Source organism: Streptobacillus ratti, assembly GCF_001891165.1.
In the GTDB taxonomy this organism is placed as follows: domain Bacteria; phylum Fusobacteriota; class Fusobacteriia; order Fusobacteriales; family Leptotrichiaceae; genus Streptobacillus; species Streptobacillus ratti.
The window spans coordinates 25,861-42,522 of record NZ_LKKW01000008.1 but is presented as its reverse complement, the minus strand read 5'-3'; the positions used below and the strand labels follow the sequence as shown (position 1 = coordinate 42,522).

Here is a 16,662-nt window from a genome sequence, read left to right as displayed (position 1 = left end):
ACTTTTGGAATTTAGGTATGCCACATTTGTGGCATTTTTATTTGAAAAAATGATAAAAATATGATAAAATATAATCGAATAGGAGGATGATATCCATGAAAAGATTTTGGTTAATGATTTTAACAATTATAGGTATAACAACTTTTTCAAATTATAATGATGGTAAGTATGAAGCGGCTTATAAAAAAGATGGTTACATATTAACAATGAGAGTAATTATAAAAAATTCAAGAATTCTTTCTGTTGATTTTGATAAAATTGATCAAAAGGGAGTAAAATTATCAACTAAAGATAGTAAGTTTAGAGAGAAAAAAGATGTAGTAAAAAAATATATAGTAGAAAATCAAAGTTTTGAGAATTTACCAGATATTTACGATGAGAATTCTAACAAGGAATTTCAAGCTTTAATAGAATATTTAACTGAAAAATGTAAGTCATCAAAGCCGGGGTATTTTGAAATTAAAAACTAGGGGATGCGTTTATTGCATCCCTTTTATATAAAGGGAAATATATGAGATTAGATAAATTTTTAGCCAATAGTGGAATAGGGACTAGAAAAGAAGTAAAAGAAATTATTAAAACTAGAAAAATATTTGTCAATGATAAAATTGTAGTATCTCCTGATGTACAAATTAATGAAATAAAAGATGTTATTAAATATGAAAATAATATAATTAGATACACTAAATTTAGATATATCATGTTAAATAAACCAAAGGGATATATAAGTGCAACTGATGATAGTAAACAAAAAACAGTTTTAGATTTAATTACAGATTTTAAAACATATAAATTATTTCCTGTTGGTAGATTGGATATTGATACAGAGGGATTATTACTATTAACAAATGATGGTGATTTAGCACATAATTTACTTTCACCTAGAAAGCATGTTGAAAAAAAGTATTATGTCGAATTAAATTCACCTATTTCTTTTGATGATATACAAAATATTGAAAGTGGAATAGATATAGGAGAAGGAATAGTTACTAAAGCTTCTAAAATAATTAAAATTGATGATTACAAATTATATATAATTATAACTGAGGGTAAATTTCATCAGGTAAAACGTATGTTTAAAGCAGTCCATAATGAAGTGAAATATCTTAAAAGAATTTCTATGGGTTCTTTAACATTAGATGAAAATTTAAATTTAGGAGAATATAGGGAATTAACAGATGAAGAATTGAGGAACTTATTATGAAAAAAATAGCTTATGTTGGTAATAAAAATAATTTTGAGATTTATAGAATATTACATAACAGAATTAAGGAAGTTAAAAATTTAAATTCTGAGTTATATCATATTGAATATAAATTAGAAAATTGGGATGAATATTTAACAGAATATGATGCTATATTTTTTGAGGATAACTTAAAAAATAAATATGATTTTATTTTTAAAAAAGATGATTTAGTTGAAAAAGTATTTTTGAAAAAAATAGCATTTAAAGAATTGCTTAAATATTCAAATTTTAAAGTTGAAAATTCAAATATATTGATACTTGAAACTAATGAATATTTTAATGCAATATATGATGCACTTAAAGAAAGTCAAATTAATAAAATACATCTGGCATCTATAAAACCAAATAATGCAATAAAACTTGAAAAAGGTGAGTATTTTAAAAGCTTTCTTGATATAGAAAGATTAAATAATATAGATTTAATAATAAATTTAACAGATATAGGAACAGTATTTAATATTGATGATAGTCCTTTGAAGAGAAATACTAATTTAAATTCTAAGTTTGTTTTAGATTTAATTAAGATACCTTTAGAAACTACATTATTAAAACAATTTAAGCAAAAAGGCTCTGTTTTAATTAATGGTATTGATTTAACTATAATTGAAATAATAATGTTACTCTTATTATTATTTGATAGAAAAGATATATATTATTTTGAATTTATAAAGCAATTACATGTTTTTATTAATAAAAAAATTAATCCGAGAATTAAAGATAATATAGAAGAAATAACAACTTCAAAAGAATTTTTAAAATTGTTGAAAGGAAATATTAAATAATGGAAGATTTAAATATAGAATATAATAAACTACATAATTTTGCTAGATTATTTAACATAGAATATGAATTATATAAAAATGCAGTTGATGCGTATAATAAAGACCTAAAAAATGCTGTCTTAGAATATATTGGATTTGAAGATACTGATGGAGAAATAGAAAATTATGAAACTTTTTTCTATTACTTAACTGCTGAACTAACTAATGGATATTTTCATAACTATAAATCTAAAAACTATACAAAAGGTATGAAAAGATTAGTTAATGATTATTTGGATAAATTAACTGATGTTGATTTTGATGATTTTGAAAAAAAAGAAGATGAATATGAAGATGTATTAATAAATATTTTAATTTCTGAAATTAACTATAACTTAAGAAAAGAAAAAAAATCAATAATTGGATTCTCAATAGGTCTTGATAATATTTTTTATTTATTAATGGACAATGATACCATAAAAGAAATGAAAGAAATAGAATCTAAATTATTAACCATAATGGATTTAGAATATTTAGAAAAACAATTAGGTATAATTTATAGATTAAAAGATAATATACCAGCTTTAGAAGAATATATACAAAAGGGCGATTATATAATGGAACCAGAAGAAAATCAAGGTAGTTATATTACTCTTTTTGATAGAGCTGTTAGAAAAAATATTGCTATTAATTATTTAACTGATGATCAGAAGAAATTACTAAAAGTTGTTCTATAATATTAATCAAATTATGTATTTTGATTATATAGGGGAGTAAAAAATGGAAAACATAACATTATATAGAAAATATAGACCTCAAAATTTTTCTCAATTATATGGACAAGAGCATATAGTAAGAGCAATAAAAAATAGTTTAGATAATGATAAATTATCTCATGCTTATCTATTTAATGGTCCACGTGGAGTTGGTAAAACTACCATTGCTAGATTAATTGCAAAAGGAGTAAATTGTAATTCTGGAATCACATCTAATCCTTGTGATACTTGTGAAAATTGTAATGAAATTACTAAAGGTATAGCTGTAGATATAATTGAGATAGATGCTGCATCAAATAGAGGTATAGATGAAATTAGAGATTTAAAAGAAAGTACGGGTTATCTACCAGTTAAATGTAGAAAAAAAGTGTATATTATAGATGAAGTACATATGTTGACTAAAGAGGCATTTAATGCTTTGTTAAAAATATTAGAAGAACCACCTAAACATATTATATTTATTTTAGCTACAACAGAAATTGAAAAAATACCTGATACAGTTATCTCTCGTTGTCAAAGATATGATTTTAAAACTATTAGTGAAAATGATATAATTAATATGTTAAAAAAAGTCGCTGAAAATGAAAATATTAATATTGATACTGAAAGTTTGGAATTAATATATTCTAAGTCTGAGGGATCTGCAAGAGATTCTTTTTCTATTTTTGAACAGGTAACTTCAAATTATTATAATGAAGATGAAATAACTATAGATAAAACAGAAAAAGCATTAGGAGTTGTACCTAAAATATTTTATAATAATTTTACTAATCTTATAACTAAAAATAATAAAAATGAGCTAATATCATTTATAGATAAATTATGGATTGAAGGGATTCAGATTGATCAATTTTTAAGAGATTTTTGTAAATATATTAAACAGCAAGATATTGATTTAGAATTGAAAATACATATTATTTCAAATATTTTAGAAATATTAGTTAAATATAAAAATGAGGAAGATAAAAGGTTATTAGCATATATAATAATAAATAAAATTTTAAAAGTGAATAATGTTGTAAATGTTACTACAACTCAAATAAAAAATAATGTGGAAGTAGATTTTAGTTTAGAAAAATGGGAGATTTTTATTAAACATTTATATGAACTTGGAAGACAGAGATACTATAACTTAATAAAGGATACTAAAATTTCTGTTCAAAATAATAACATTACAATAATAAATGATAAATCTAATTATTATTTTAGATATTTAAATTCAGAAAATACTATAGATTTTCTTGAAAAAGAACTTGAGAAAAAATTTGGTTTTAAATATAACCTATTAATTGAGGGTACAAATGAGGAAAAAGAAGAATTTGATGAAGAAATAAAAAATAAAATAATTTCTATATTTAATGCTATAGAAAAATAAGGAGATTAGAAATGAAAGTAAAAGTAATTTTAAAAGAAAATATAAAAAGTGTAGGTAAAAAAGATGAAATAATTGAAGTAAAAGATGGATATGCAAATAATTTTTTATTTGCTCAAAATAAAGCTGTTCCTGCAACACCTGAAAATATAAATAAATTAGAAAGTAAGAAAAATAAAATTTCTAAAAATATAGAAAGAGAAGTAAAACATGCAAATGAAATAAAAGAAATTTTAGAAAAAAATACTATAGTATTAAAAGTTAAACTTGGAAAAGATGGTAAAATTTTTGGTTCTTTAGGAGCTAAAGAAATAGAAGAAGCTGTTAGAGAGCAACTTAAAGTAGAAATAGATAAAAAGAAAATGGGAAATGATGCTAGATTAAAATCACTTGGATTACATAATGTTGAAATTAAGCTTTATGCAGATATAAAAACAATTTTAAAAGTTAATGTAACAGGTCTATAGGAGTTTTCATGGAAAAAGTAGAAAATACATTACATAATACACATTTTGAACAATCGATTTTAGGTTCTATTTTAATTGACCCTAATTTATTAAGTGAAATTACACCTTTATTAAAGCCTGATGATTTTTATTCAATAACTAATAAATTAGTTTATGAAGCAATGTTAAAATATGTTGATGAAAAAGATAATTTAGATTTAGATGTTTATGTTTTAAGTGAAATACTTAAAACACAAAATAAACTTGAAAAAGTTGGTGGGTTAGATTATTTACTTAGTTTAGTTGAATCTGCATATTCTTCTGCTAATGCTTTGATTTATTTAGAAACTATACTTGAATACTCTAAAAAAAGAAAATTGTCAAATTTGGCTAAAAATATTAATGAACAATTATATAAAAATCATGAATCAAAAATTATACTTGAAAATTCTCAACTTGAAATAAGTAAACTATATAATGATACAACTAATACTGGAGTTATTAGAATAGATACACTAGCTTATAAAGAATTTGATAGAATAAAAACTTTAAAAGAAAATCCATTGCTAGAAACAACAGTTAAAACAAAGTATAAAAGATATGATGAAATAACAAAAGGGTTACACCCAAGTAATTTAATTATTCTTGCAGCAAGACCATCAGTTGGTAAAACAACTTTATCTTTAAATATTGGTTTAAATGTTGCTGAAAGTGGTAAGAAAGTATTAATTTTCAGTTTAGAAATGGGTGAAGATGAACTATTAAAGAAATTAATTTCTATTGTAGGAAATATAGAATTAGAAAAAATTAAAGATGTTAATTTTATAAACAATACTGAAATTATGCAAAATTATAGTCAAGCATTGGATAAATTAGCAAAAATGAAGATATTAATTGATGCGGGTGCTACTCCAACTATTTCTAATATTAAAAATACTTGTAGAAATATACAAAGAGAAGGCGAAGATATTGGACTTATAATCATTGATTATCTTCAATTAATACAAGGAAATTCAAGAGCTGGTAGTAGGGAACAAGAAATATCTGAGATATCAAGAGGTTTAAAATTACTTGCTAAGGAATTAAACGTTCCTATACTTGCTTTATCTCAATTATCAAGAAAAGTTGATTCACGTGAAGATAAAAGACCTATTTTATCTGATTTAAGAGAATCTGGATCTATTGAACAAGATGCAGACCAAGTGTTATTTATTTTTAATCCAGAATATCATCAAGCAAGAAAAAATAATATAGCTGATATGCAGAAAAATGTATTTCCTATTGAATTATTGCTTGCAAAACATAGAAATGGACAGACTGGAAGTATGGTTTTATTATTTGAGAAAGCTAAACAAAAATTCTTAAATCCTACTGCTGAGTTTGAACATGAATACTACACAAGACAAACTGAAGAAGAATAAGGAGGAATAATGATAAAAAAAGCAGAGCTACTTGCACCTGCTGGTAACATGGAGAAATTAAAAGCTGCTTTTCATTTTGGAGCAGATGCTGTATATATAGGTGGGAGAGGATTTAATTTAAGAGGAATGAGTGCTAATTTTACTGATAAGCAATTAATAGAAGCTGTTAAATATGCTCATTCTTTAGGAAAGAAAGTTTATGTAACATTAAATATTTTTGCACATAATCAAGAAGTAAATTATATTCCTAAATTTATTAAATTTTTAGAAAAAGCAAATGTAGATGCTGTAATAGTTGGAGATTTAGGAATAATACAGCAAGTTAGAGAACATGCCCCTAATTTAGAAGTACATGTAAGTACACAAGCTAATGCAACAAACTGGATGACAGTTAAGGCTTATAGAGATATGGGAGCAACTAGAGTAATTCTAGCAAGAGAGATGTCTTTACATGAAATTAAACAAATAAAAGAAAAAGTACCAGATATTGAACTTGAAGTGTTCATTCATGGTGCTATGTGTATGGCTGTATCTGGAAGATGTTTATTAAGTAATTATTTTACATCAAGAGATGCAAATAGAGGTATTTGTGCACAAGATTGTAGATGGAATTATAAGGTAATTGCAGAGGGACATGAAGAAACAGGAGCCCATGATATAATAGAAGATGAGGGTGGTACTTTTATATTCAATGCAAAAGATTTATGTACCATAGAATTTATAGATAAAATTTTAGAAGCTGGTGTAGATTCTTTAAAAATAGAGGGAAGAATGAAGTCTATTTACTATAATTCAACAGTTACTAAACAATATAGAGAAGCAATTGATTTATATTACTCAGGAAACTATAAATACAATCCAAAATGGTTATATGAATTACAAACAATAAGTCATAGATTATATTCATCTGGATTTTTCTTTGGTTCTACAAATGAATTTGATCAAAACTATAATACTAGTTCGTCTTATTCACAGACTTATCAATTAGTTGCAAATGTATTAGAAAAGGTTGATACAAATAAATATAAAATACAAATTAGAAATAGAATTATAGCATCTGAGGTTGAACTTGAATTAATAAGACCTAATCAAGACCCTGTTAAATTTAGACTAGATGGTTTTTTAAATGTAAAAACAGAAGAATTTGAAGAAATAGTACATCCAAATACTATTGCAATTATTGAAACTGACATTGAAATGGGAGAACTTGATTTAATTAGAGTTAAATTACCAGAGGGTATATCAGACTCAGATATGGATATTTCACATACTGAACAGACAAATGATGGATTTGTTCCTAAACAATGTTCTTGTGGTAAGAATAAATAATAGAAAGGACGTTCTAATATGAAGGAAAAGATTTTAATTATAGAAGATGATGTTAAAATTGCTAGGATTATAGAAGTAGAATTGAAATTTGAGGGATTTGATGTACAAATTGAAAATGATGGTAAAGAGGGATTATTAGCTGCTAAATATAATCATTTTGATTTAATATTATTAGATGTAATGTTACCTAAAATGAATGGTTTTGAGATTTGTAAAAGAATTAGAGAAGATTCTGATATACCGATAATATTTTTAACAGCTAAAGATCAAATAACAGATAAAGTTATATCATTTGATTATGGAGCAGATGATTATATAACAAAACCTTTTTCAAATGAAGAATTAATAGCTAGAGTAAAAGCTTTATTAAGACGTTCAAGTATGAAAAATAAAAAGAAAGAAGATTTCATATTTGAAGACTTAAAGATATCATATACAGCTCATGAAGTATATAGAGGTGGAGAATTAATACAATTATCTAAAAAGGAATTTGACCTATTAGACTACCTAGTCTTAAACAAAGGAATAGTTTTAGATAGAGATAATATATTAGAAGAAGTATGGGGATTTGATCAAATTGGAAATAATAATATCTTAGATTTATATATTAAATATCTAAGAGATAAAATTGATAAACCTTATTCAAGAAAATTCATTCAAACAAAAAGAGGTATAGGATTTGTATTCAAATAATGATTTAAAAAAACTATTTGGAATAAAGAATAGAATTACAGTTACCTTTAGTTTTGTATTTGTTTTTATTACAATATTTTCAACCGTAATCCTATTTTTTATATTAAACAGACAACATAATAATGTTTTAATTTCTCAATACACTGCTAAGGTAAATGAAATAAATTCATATTTTTCAAGAATTGAGGATTATACTAATAAATATAATGAAAAAAAATTAAAATTAAGGTTTGAGCCTATTATTAAAGATCAAAGTATAGTATATCCAAAACCTTTTAATCCGGGTGATGAAGATTTTAAATATATTGTACATATTGTAGCTAAAAATAATTTAGATATGATAGCATTAAATACTTTTGATTTTACTATTAATAGTAATAATGTAAAAAAAGTGTTTAATAATATTAATTCTAATATGCTTATTCCAAAAACTATTGCATTAAATGGTGATTCTAAAATAGCATCAAAATTTTCTGTTGTTAAACTAACTAAGAATATTAAAGGAGCTATATTTGAAGTATATATATTAAAGAATGTTGACCAACACATTAAAACGATCAATACTTTAAAAATATTATTTTTATTAAGTTCTTTATTAGGTTTAATTTTAATATTTTTAACTTCAAGGGAAATTAGTAATAGAATTTTAAGACCAATAATAAATATTATTAATACTTCTAAAGAAATTTCACGTGGAGATTTATCACGTAGAATACCATTTCCTGAAGTTAGAGATGAATTATTTGATTTAACTAATATAATAAATGAAATGTTGGATAAAATAAATCTTACATTTGATAAACAATCGAGATTTATTTCTGATGTCTCACATGAACTTAGGACACCTATTTCAATAATAAAAGGTTATGCTGAGCTTATTAATAGAAGATACATTAAATCATTCACAGATGAGGAAAAAGAAAGTCCTAAAAATGAATTATTGATTGAATCTACAGATTCTATAGTAAAAGAAAGTGAAAACATGACTAAATTAATTACATCTTTACTATTTTTATCACGTGGTGATGAAAAGAATATTAAGATGTTAAATAAAGTGTCTATTAATTCAAGTAAGATTTTAAATCAAATAGAAACAGATTATAGACTAGTTAGTCAAAATAAAAAAGTTGTTATTGATAAAAGTGAAACATTTAAATTTATTTCTGATGAAAATCTATTATTACAATCACTTAGAATAATAATAGAAAATGGATTAAAATATTCTCCGGAAAATTCTAATGTATATATTTCAAGTATATATGATAAAAAAAATAATTGTGGAATGTTTGTAGTTAGAGATGAAGGATATGGAATTAAAGAAGATGAAGTTGAGAAAATATTTGATAGATTTTATAGAGTAGATGAATCACGTAATAAAGAAACTGGAGGTTATGGATTAGGATTATCTATTTTTAAAAGAATATTAGAAATTCAAAATCATCATTATAGAATTGAATCAAAAGTTAATGTTGGTACAAAAATTACAATAATTATAAATAATGTTTCAAATAATTAGGCAATGTATATATTGCCTATTTTTTGAAAGGAGGAAAAATGGACGACTTTATATTAATTTTAAATAAACCTAGAAATATAACATCTTTTTCATATATACAAAAAATTAGAAGAGAAATGAATATAAAAAAGATTGGACATGCTGGTACACTTGATCCTATGGCAGAGGGATTAATGATAGTTATGGCAAATGATGCTACAAAATTTTCAAATTATTTAATGAAACATTCTAAAACTTATTATGTAGAAATGGAACTTGGTTATGAAACTAATACATTTGATTTAGAGGGAGAGATAACTAATAAGATTAATCATGTAATTGATATTAAATTAAATGATATTCAAGATGTTATGAAAAAATATATTTGTAAATTTAGTCAAATTCCACCTATGTTTTCTGCAATTAAAAAAAATGGAGTAAAATTATATGATTTAGCTAGGAAAGGTATTGAAATTAAATTAGAGGGAAGAGAAGTAGAAATAACCAATATTTACGATATTTCCTTTTTTGATAATGTAATTTCCTTTAGAGCTGATGTAAGTAGTGGTACATATATTAGATCGCTTGTTAGAGATATAGGAAGAGATTTAAATACATATGCAACTATGACTAAATTAGTTAGAGAAAAAATAAATAATTTTTCTTTTGATGATGTGAATAAAAAAATTACAATAGATGAAATATTTGACTATAAGAAACTTGAAGTAGATAAAGCTTTATATAAAGAGTTATATAATGGTATGACTAAGATTATTGAATTAAAAAATATAAATGAAAATGATAAATATTTAAAGATATATTTTAATGATGTTTTTGTAGGGATAGTAGAAATTAGACAAAAAATGGGATATACTTATTATATAAAAAGAAGTAAATATTTTAAGGAGTTGAAATAATATGAAAATTCGTAAAGCAATCATACCTGCAGCAGGTCTTGGTACTAGAGTTTTACCTGCTACTAAAGCACAACCTAAAGAAATGTTAAGCATAGTAGATAAGCCAGCACTACAATATCTAGTAGAAGAACTTATAGAAAGTGGAATACAAGAAATTTTAATAATTACTGGAAGAAATAAGCAGTCTATAGAAAATCATTTTGATTATTCTTATGAGTTAGAAGCTATATTAAAAGAAAAAGGAAAAGAAAAATTATTTAATGAAGTACAAAATATTTCTAAAATGATTAATATGTATTATGTTAGACAAAAATTACCACTAGGTCTTGGACATGCAATATCATGTGCAGAATCTTTTGTTGCCAATGAACCTTTTTTAATTTTATTAGGTGATGATATAATTTACACTGATAAAGAAAAAGGAGAAATCCCAGTTTCTAAACAATTAATAGAAGCATATGAAAAAAATGGTGGTGGAAGTTTCATAGGAGTACAAAAAGTACCTAAAAAAGATTTGAATAAATATGGAATAATTAAACAAGGTAAAAAAATAGATAATAATATATATGAAATTGAAAATTTTGTTGAAAAACCAAATGTTGAAGATGCACCTAGTGATTTTGCAGCTTTAGGTAGATACATTTTAGAACCACAAATATTTAAATATTTAAAGGAAGAAACACCAATTGATTTTGAAATACAATTAACACCGGCTATATTAAAAATGGCTCAAAAAGGTGAATCTAAACTTTATTCTTATGAATTTGATGGGTTAAGATATGATACAGGAGATAAATTTGGTATGTTTAAAGCTAATGTAGAATTTGGATTAAGACATCCTGAATTAAAAGAAAAAATAAAAGAGTATCTAAAAGAATTAAAGGTAGAATTATGAAAATAGTTGGAGATTATTTAACTACTCAAAAAATAGATGATTATATAGAAAATCAATGTGAAGTTAATAAAGATTTATTAATGGAAAATGTAGTATATAAGTTATATGATAGCTTAGATAAAAATTATGAAACATATTTGATTATTGCAGGTTTTGGTAATAATGGTGGAGATGGTTATGCGTTAGCAAGAATGTTACATGCTAATAATAAAGAAGTAATAATTTTTAAATTAAAAAGTGATTATTATAGTCAAGAATGTAAAAAGAATATAAGAAGATGTGAGTTATTAGGGCTAAGAATAATTGAAAATATTGATAAACTAGATTTTTATTTACAAAAAACAGATGTAGTTATTGATGCTATTTTTGGTACGGGATTAAATAAAGAGCTTCCTAGGTATATAAAGGAAATAATATATAAAGTGAATAAATATAAAATATTATCTCAATTTAAAGTTTATAGTATAGATATACCATCTGGACTAGATTCAAAATATGGTAATACTTACGGAGCTTGTATAGAAGCAGATAAAACATTAAGTATTATGACTTATAAACAAGGATTTTTGAACTATAATAGCAAAATTAATACTGGTGAAATAGAAGTTATAACCAACATTATTATACCTAATAATGAATTAAAGAAATTTTCAAATGTATATTTAATAGAGAAATCTGATATAAAAAATATAGAAATAAAAAGAAAAGAAGAAGATAATAAAACAACATATGGTAAAACATATATAGTTGCAGGTTCAAAAGATTATTATGGTGCTGCAGAATTGGCTGTTAAATCATGTGTGAAATGTGGAAGTGGATACACTTATTTATTATCGGACTATAATAAAATAGAAGATGTAACTAGAAATGTTCCTGAAGTAATATTTGAAAGAGATATTAATAAATTAGATAAAGCAACTACAATAGCTATAGGTCCAGGAATGACTTTTAATGAATATATATACAATATAATTGAAGAGTATAAAGATGATAAAGATATGGTTATAGATGCAGGAGGATTAAATAATAATATAAGTTTTAATAATGCAGAAAAAACTCTTTTAACACCTCATACTGGCGAATTTTCAAGAATTAGCAATATAGAACTAGATTATATATTAAAAAGTCCTATTGAAGCTGTATTAGATTATACAAGAAGAAATAAGGCAACATTATTACTTAAAGGAAAAAATACATATATTTGTGATGGTAAAGAAGTATATATTATTGATACAGGAAATCCATATATGGCTAATGCAGGTATGGGAGATGTATTAACAGGAATGATTGCTTCAATAAATTCACAAGGCTATAGTTTAAAAAAATCAGCTATAATTGCAACATATCTACATGGGTATATAGCTGATGAGTTAAGAAAAAAACAATATATAATTAATCCAAATGATATTGTAGAAAATATTGGTAAATATATGAAAGAAATATTTGAATAACACCTCAATAGTAGGTGTTTTTTTATTTAGAATAAAATAAAAATGTCTTGTTTCAAAATTAAAACACACTCAAAACGCCATAAATCCACGACAAATGATACAGTGTAACAAAAACGCAACAACAAATAAGTTGAGTTGCAAAATTATAACAATACATAATTAAACAGAAATGTGTAATGTGAATAACTTTACATTGAGTGAATATTTTAATGTTTGTGTTTTATTTGAAAACATGATTATTACTTGTTTATTTTGAAGAGAAAGCATCTTAATTCATAATTATAATGTGAATTGTGAATTTATTTTAAAAATAAAATATTTAAAAAGTAAACTTATGTTGAATTTAAAAAATTAATATTGTATAATTATGTGATGAGAGGTGATAATATGAAAAATATTGTAATAGGAGTTACATCAGGAATAGCGTGTTATAAAGCATTAGATGTTTGTTCTAAATTAAAGAAAAATAATTATAATGTAAGTGTTATAATGTCAGATAATGCTTCAAAGTTTATTTCACCATTATTATTTCAAACATTAACAGGAAATAAGGTTTATATAAATACATTTGATAAAGATGAAACTTCTGTTTCTCATATTGAAATAGCTAAGAGTGCTGATTTAGTATGTATTATTCCAGCTACATATAATATTATTGGAAAAATTGCAAATGGTATAGCTGATGATTTTTTATCTACATTTTTAGCAGTATGTGATTCTAAAAAAGTTATGATTTTTCCAGCTATGAATACAAATATGTATTTAAATCCAATTTTGCAAACAAATTTAAATAGTCTTTTAAAGCATGGATATAATATAATTCAACCAACAACTGGATTACTTGCATGTGGAGATTTTGGAATAGGTAAATTACCTGATGTTGATGTTATTGTTGATAATATAATATTCAATGTTGAAAAAACAGATGTTTTTAAGGGTAAAAAAATCCTTATTACTGCTGGTGGAACTATAGAAAATATAGATCCCGTTAGACATATTACAAATAAGTCAAGTGGAAAAATGGGATATTCATTAGCTAGACAAGCTACATTACAAGGTGCAGATGTTACATTAATAAGTACAAAATTAGATTTAAAAGTTCCAAATGGTATTTCAAAACTAATTTATGTGGAAAATGCAGATCAAATGCACAAATCTGTATTAGATAATATTGATGATATTGATTACATTTTCATGGTTGCAGCCGTATCTGATTTCAAAGTCAAAAATTATTCAAATAATAAAATTAAAAAGAATCAATTAAAAGATTTGAAATTGGAATTAGAATTAAATGTGGATATTCTAAAGGAATTATCAGAAATTAAACCAAGAAAATTTAAATTAATTGGTTTTTCAGCTGAAAGTGAAAATATAAAAGAAAATGCAAAAATAAAATTGATAAATAAAAATTTAGATTATATTATTTTAAATGACATATCAGATAATTCAATAGGATTTAATTCTGATGACAATAAAGTTTTCATTTATGATAGAAATAATAATGAAATTGAAATTAATAAAAATACAAAAGATTTTGTAGCTAAACAAATTTTATTTAATATTATAAGTTAAGTCCGATAATATATCTTATGTATAATTAGAAAATTAAGAAAGGAGATAATATGTCTTTAGGTCAAACTGACTGCCCTTTAATACTTACAGATGTTCCACTACAACCTCTTGAAGTTATTGAAAAAAGTATACAAAAAAAATATAGAGACTTATTATGGTCTCCTTTTATAAAGGCTTTAAAAGATTTTGACTTAGTTAAAGAAAATGATAAGATTGCTGTTGCAATATCTGGTGGTAAAGATTCATTATTACTTGCTAAACTATTTCAAGAATTAAAAAGAGCTTCTAAAACAAAATTTGAACTGGTATTTATTGCAATGAATCCTGGATTTAATCAACATAATCTTGATAATTTAAAATTAAATCTAAATCATTTGAATATACCCTGTTATATATATAATGATAATATTTTTGATATTGCAGGTAAAATAGCCAAAGATTATCCCTGCTATATGTGTGCTAAAATGCGTCGTGGTTCGCTTTATTCAAAAGCTACAGAGCTTGGTTGTAATAAGTTAGCGTTAGGTCATCATTTAGATGATGTTATTGAAACTACTCTAATGTCAATGTTTTATATGGGTAAATTTGAAACTATGTTGCCAAAATTAAAGTCCGATAATTTTGATATTGAACTTATACGACCTCTATTCTATGTTGAAGAAAAAAATATTATTAAATTTGTAAAAAATAACGGTATTCAAGCAATGAATTGTGGATGTACTGTTGCAGCTGAAAAAACTTCAAGTAAAAGACGTGAAACTAAAGAATTTATTAAACAATTATCTATTTTAAATCCAAATATTAAGAAAAAGATACTCTCTTCTACATTCAATGTAAATATTGAAAAAATAATTGGCTTTAAATTTAAAAAAAACTATTTTTCTTATTTAGATGAATATAATTTAAATAAAAAATAAGTTTGTTTTATGATACATTATTGTGGTATAATTTATTTAAATATATGTGTAGGAGTAAAAATAATGCATAGAAATTATTATAAAAATTATTTTAAAAAATTAAAAATTAAGGAGTGTACAATGAAAGGAATAATTTGTGTCGATGGTGTTGTAGGTGTAGGTAAATCATCTCTAGGAAAGATTTTAGCTGAGAAATATGATTCTGTATTATATGAAGAGCCTGTTATTGATAATCCTATTCTTGATAAATATTACTATGATAGAAAAAGATGGTCTTTCCCTTTACAGATTTTTTTCTTAAATAAAAGATTTCAAGCAATAAAGAATGCTTCAAGACTTGGAAAATGTGTTATGGATAGATCTATTTATGGAGATGTAATATTCTCTAAAATGTTAGTTGAAGATGGAGATATGACTCAAGAAGAATTTGATTTATATGAAGAATTACTTTTTAATATGTTAGAACATGTTGAAAAACCAGCTTTAATGATATATTTAGAAACTTCTGTTGATTCTGCCCTTGCAAAAATTAAAAAAAGAGGTAGAGATTATGAACAAATAGTGCCTAGATACTACTGGGAAAGTTTAGATAGACATTATAGAGAATATTTTAAAAATTATAACATATCTGAAATAATTACTATTAATGTAGATGAAATTGATTTTGTTAATAATGAAAAAGATAAAGAATATATATTAAATTTAATTGATGAAAAATTATCACAACTTGAAAATAATGTAAAATAAAAAAGCTATTCAAATGAATAGCTTTTTCTATACATATCAGAATTTAGACCAAACAGTTTATTTATAATATTTTTATTTTGTTTTATCTAATTTCTTATTAAATTCTGCAATTATATCTACAACTTTTTCTAAATAATCTTCATTAGTTTCTATAACTTCTACTTTTTCCATTATATCTCCAGTAACTAATGACTTAACAATATTTAAATCCTCTTCTGTATTAACTTCTCCAAATATTGTATGATTATTATTTAACCATTCTGTAACTACAGTAGTTATAAAAAACTGTGATCCATTGGTATTAGGACCTGCATTTGCCATTGCTAAATATCCAGGTTTATCAAAGACATATCCATTATATACTTCATCGCCAAACATATATCCTGGACCACCCATACCTGTTCCAGTAGGATCTCCACCTTGTGCCATAAAGTCCTCTATTACTCTATGAAACTTTAAACCATTATAAAAACCTCTATTAACTAGGTTTATAAAATTTGCAACTGTAATTGGAGCTGATTCCTCAAACAAATTCAATATTATATCCCCTTTATTTGTTGTCATTCTTATTTTCATATATTCTCCTTTATTTTAAAATATCATTAATTAATATTAGTCATTTTT

The 16,662-nt window shown here is 24.0% G+C and carries 17 protein-coding genes; 16 read left to right on the top strand and 1 reads right to left on the bottom strand.

Going from position 1 to position 16,662, the window contains the following annotated elements:
* Positions 1-95: 95 nt before the first annotated feature.
* The 16 genes from BT993_RS02525 to BT993_RS02450 all read left to right on the top strand — a co-directional run bounded on the left by BT993_RS02525 (position 96) and on the right by BT993_RS02450 (position 16,038).
* A complete protein-coding gene (locus tag BT993_RS02525; protein ID WP_072593081.1) occupies positions 96-470 on the top strand; it encodes a hypothetical protein in 375 nt (124 codons plus the stop codon).
* Between the two features lie 41 nt (positions 471-511).
* On the top strand, positions 512-1,204 hold the full coding sequence (locus BT993_RS02520; RefSeq protein WP_072593080.1) for a pseudouridine synthase: 693 nt from the start codon (positions 512-514) through the stop codon (positions 1,202-1,204).
* Complete coding sequence (locus BT993_RS02515) at positions 1,201-2,028, top strand: Rossmann-fold NAD(P)-binding domain-containing protein (RefSeq protein ID WP_072593079.1); 828 nt, start codon at positions 1,201-1,203, stop codon at positions 2,026-2,028. Before BT993_RS02520 ends, BT993_RS02515 begins: the two co-directional genes overlap by 4 nt.
* Complete coding sequence (locus tag BT993_RS02510) at positions 2,028-2,744, top strand: hypothetical protein (RefSeq protein ID WP_072593078.1); 717 nt, start codon at positions 2,028-2,030, stop codon at positions 2,742-2,744. The genes BT993_RS02515 and BT993_RS02510 overlap by 1 nt, the downstream gene beginning before the upstream one ends.
* A 43-nt stretch (positions 2,745-2,787) precedes the next feature.
* On the top strand, positions 2,788-4,158 hold the full coding sequence (gene dnaX / locus BT993_RS02505) for a DNA polymerase III subunit gamma/tau (RefSeq protein ID WP_072593077.1): 1,371 nt from the start codon (positions 2,788-2,790) through the stop codon (positions 4,156-4,158).
* Between the two features lie 11 nt (positions 4,159-4,169).
* Positions 4,170-4,622, top strand: coding sequence for a 50S ribosomal protein L9 (gene rplI / locus BT993_RS02500; protein ID WP_072593076.1), 453 nt, complete (start codon positions 4,170-4,172; stop codon positions 4,620-4,622).
* Between the two features lie 8 nt (positions 4,623-4,630).
* Positions 4,631-6,022, top strand: a complete 1,392-nt coding sequence (dnaB, locus tag BT993_RS02495; RefSeq protein ID WP_072593075.1) for a replicative DNA helicase — start codon at positions 4,631-4,633, stop codon at positions 6,020-6,022.
* Positions 6,023-6,031: 9 nt separating this feature from the next.
* On the top strand, positions 6,032-7,351 hold the full coding sequence (locus BT993_RS02490; RefSeq protein WP_072593074.1) for a peptidase U32 family protein: 1,320 nt from the start codon (positions 6,032-6,034) through the stop codon (positions 7,349-7,351).
* Between the two features lie 18 nt (positions 7,352-7,369).
* The gene (locus BT993_RS02485) at positions 7,370-8,044 is read left to right on the top strand and encodes a response regulator transcription factor (RefSeq protein ID WP_072593073.1); all 675 of its coding nucleotides are present in this window, start codon (positions 7,370-7,372) and stop codon (positions 8,042-8,044) included.
* Entirely contained in the window at positions 8,031-9,560 is a 1,530-nt protein-coding gene (locus BT993_RS02480) for a sensor histidine kinase (protein WP_072593072.1), read from the top strand. Before BT993_RS02485 ends, BT993_RS02480 begins: the two co-directional genes overlap by 14 nt.
* 38 nt (positions 9,561-9,598) lie before the next feature.
* Complete coding sequence (gene truB, locus BT993_RS02475) at positions 9,599-10,456, top strand: tRNA pseudouridine(55) synthase TruB (protein ID WP_072593071.1); 858 nt, start codon at positions 9,599-9,601, stop codon at positions 10,454-10,456.
* A 1-nt stretch (position 10,457) separates the two neighbouring features.
* Positions 10,458-11,351, top strand: coding sequence for a UTP--glucose-1-phosphate uridylyltransferase GalU (gene galU / locus BT993_RS02470; protein WP_072593070.1), 894 nt, complete (start codon positions 10,458-10,460; stop codon positions 11,349-11,351).
* Entirely contained in the window at positions 11,348-12,802 is a 1,455-nt protein-coding gene (locus BT993_RS02465) for an NAD(P)H-hydrate dehydratase (RefSeq protein WP_072593069.1), read from the top strand. The genes galU and BT993_RS02465 overlap by 4 nt, the downstream gene beginning before the upstream one ends.
* Before the next feature lie 387 nt (positions 12,803-13,189).
* On the top strand, positions 13,190-14,374 hold the full coding sequence (coaBC, locus tag BT993_RS02460; RefSeq protein ID WP_083557362.1) for a bifunctional phosphopantothenoylcysteine decarboxylase/phosphopantothenate--cysteine ligase CoaBC: 1,185 nt from the start codon (positions 13,190-13,192) through the stop codon (positions 14,372-14,374).
* Positions 14,375-14,424: 50 nt separating this feature from the next.
* Positions 14,425-15,291 (top strand): tRNA 2-thiocytidine biosynthesis TtcA family protein, encoded by an 867-nt coding sequence (locus BT993_RS02455; RefSeq protein WP_072593067.1) that lies wholly within the window; start codon positions 14,425-14,427, stop codon positions 15,289-15,291.
* 120 nt (positions 15,292-15,411) lie between these two features.
* Complete coding sequence (locus BT993_RS02450) at positions 15,412-16,038, top strand: deoxynucleoside kinase (RefSeq protein WP_143604234.1); 627 nt, start codon at positions 15,412-15,414, stop codon at positions 16,036-16,038.
* Between the two features lie 72 nt (positions 16,039-16,110).
* Here the strand turns inward: BT993_RS02450 and BT993_RS02445 are convergent, their stop codons facing one another.
* A complete protein-coding gene (locus BT993_RS02445) occupies positions 16,111-16,614 on the bottom strand; it encodes a peptidylprolyl isomerase (protein WP_072593065.1) in 504 nt (167 codons plus the stop codon).
* Between the last annotated feature and the right edge of the window lie 48 nt (positions 16,615-16,662).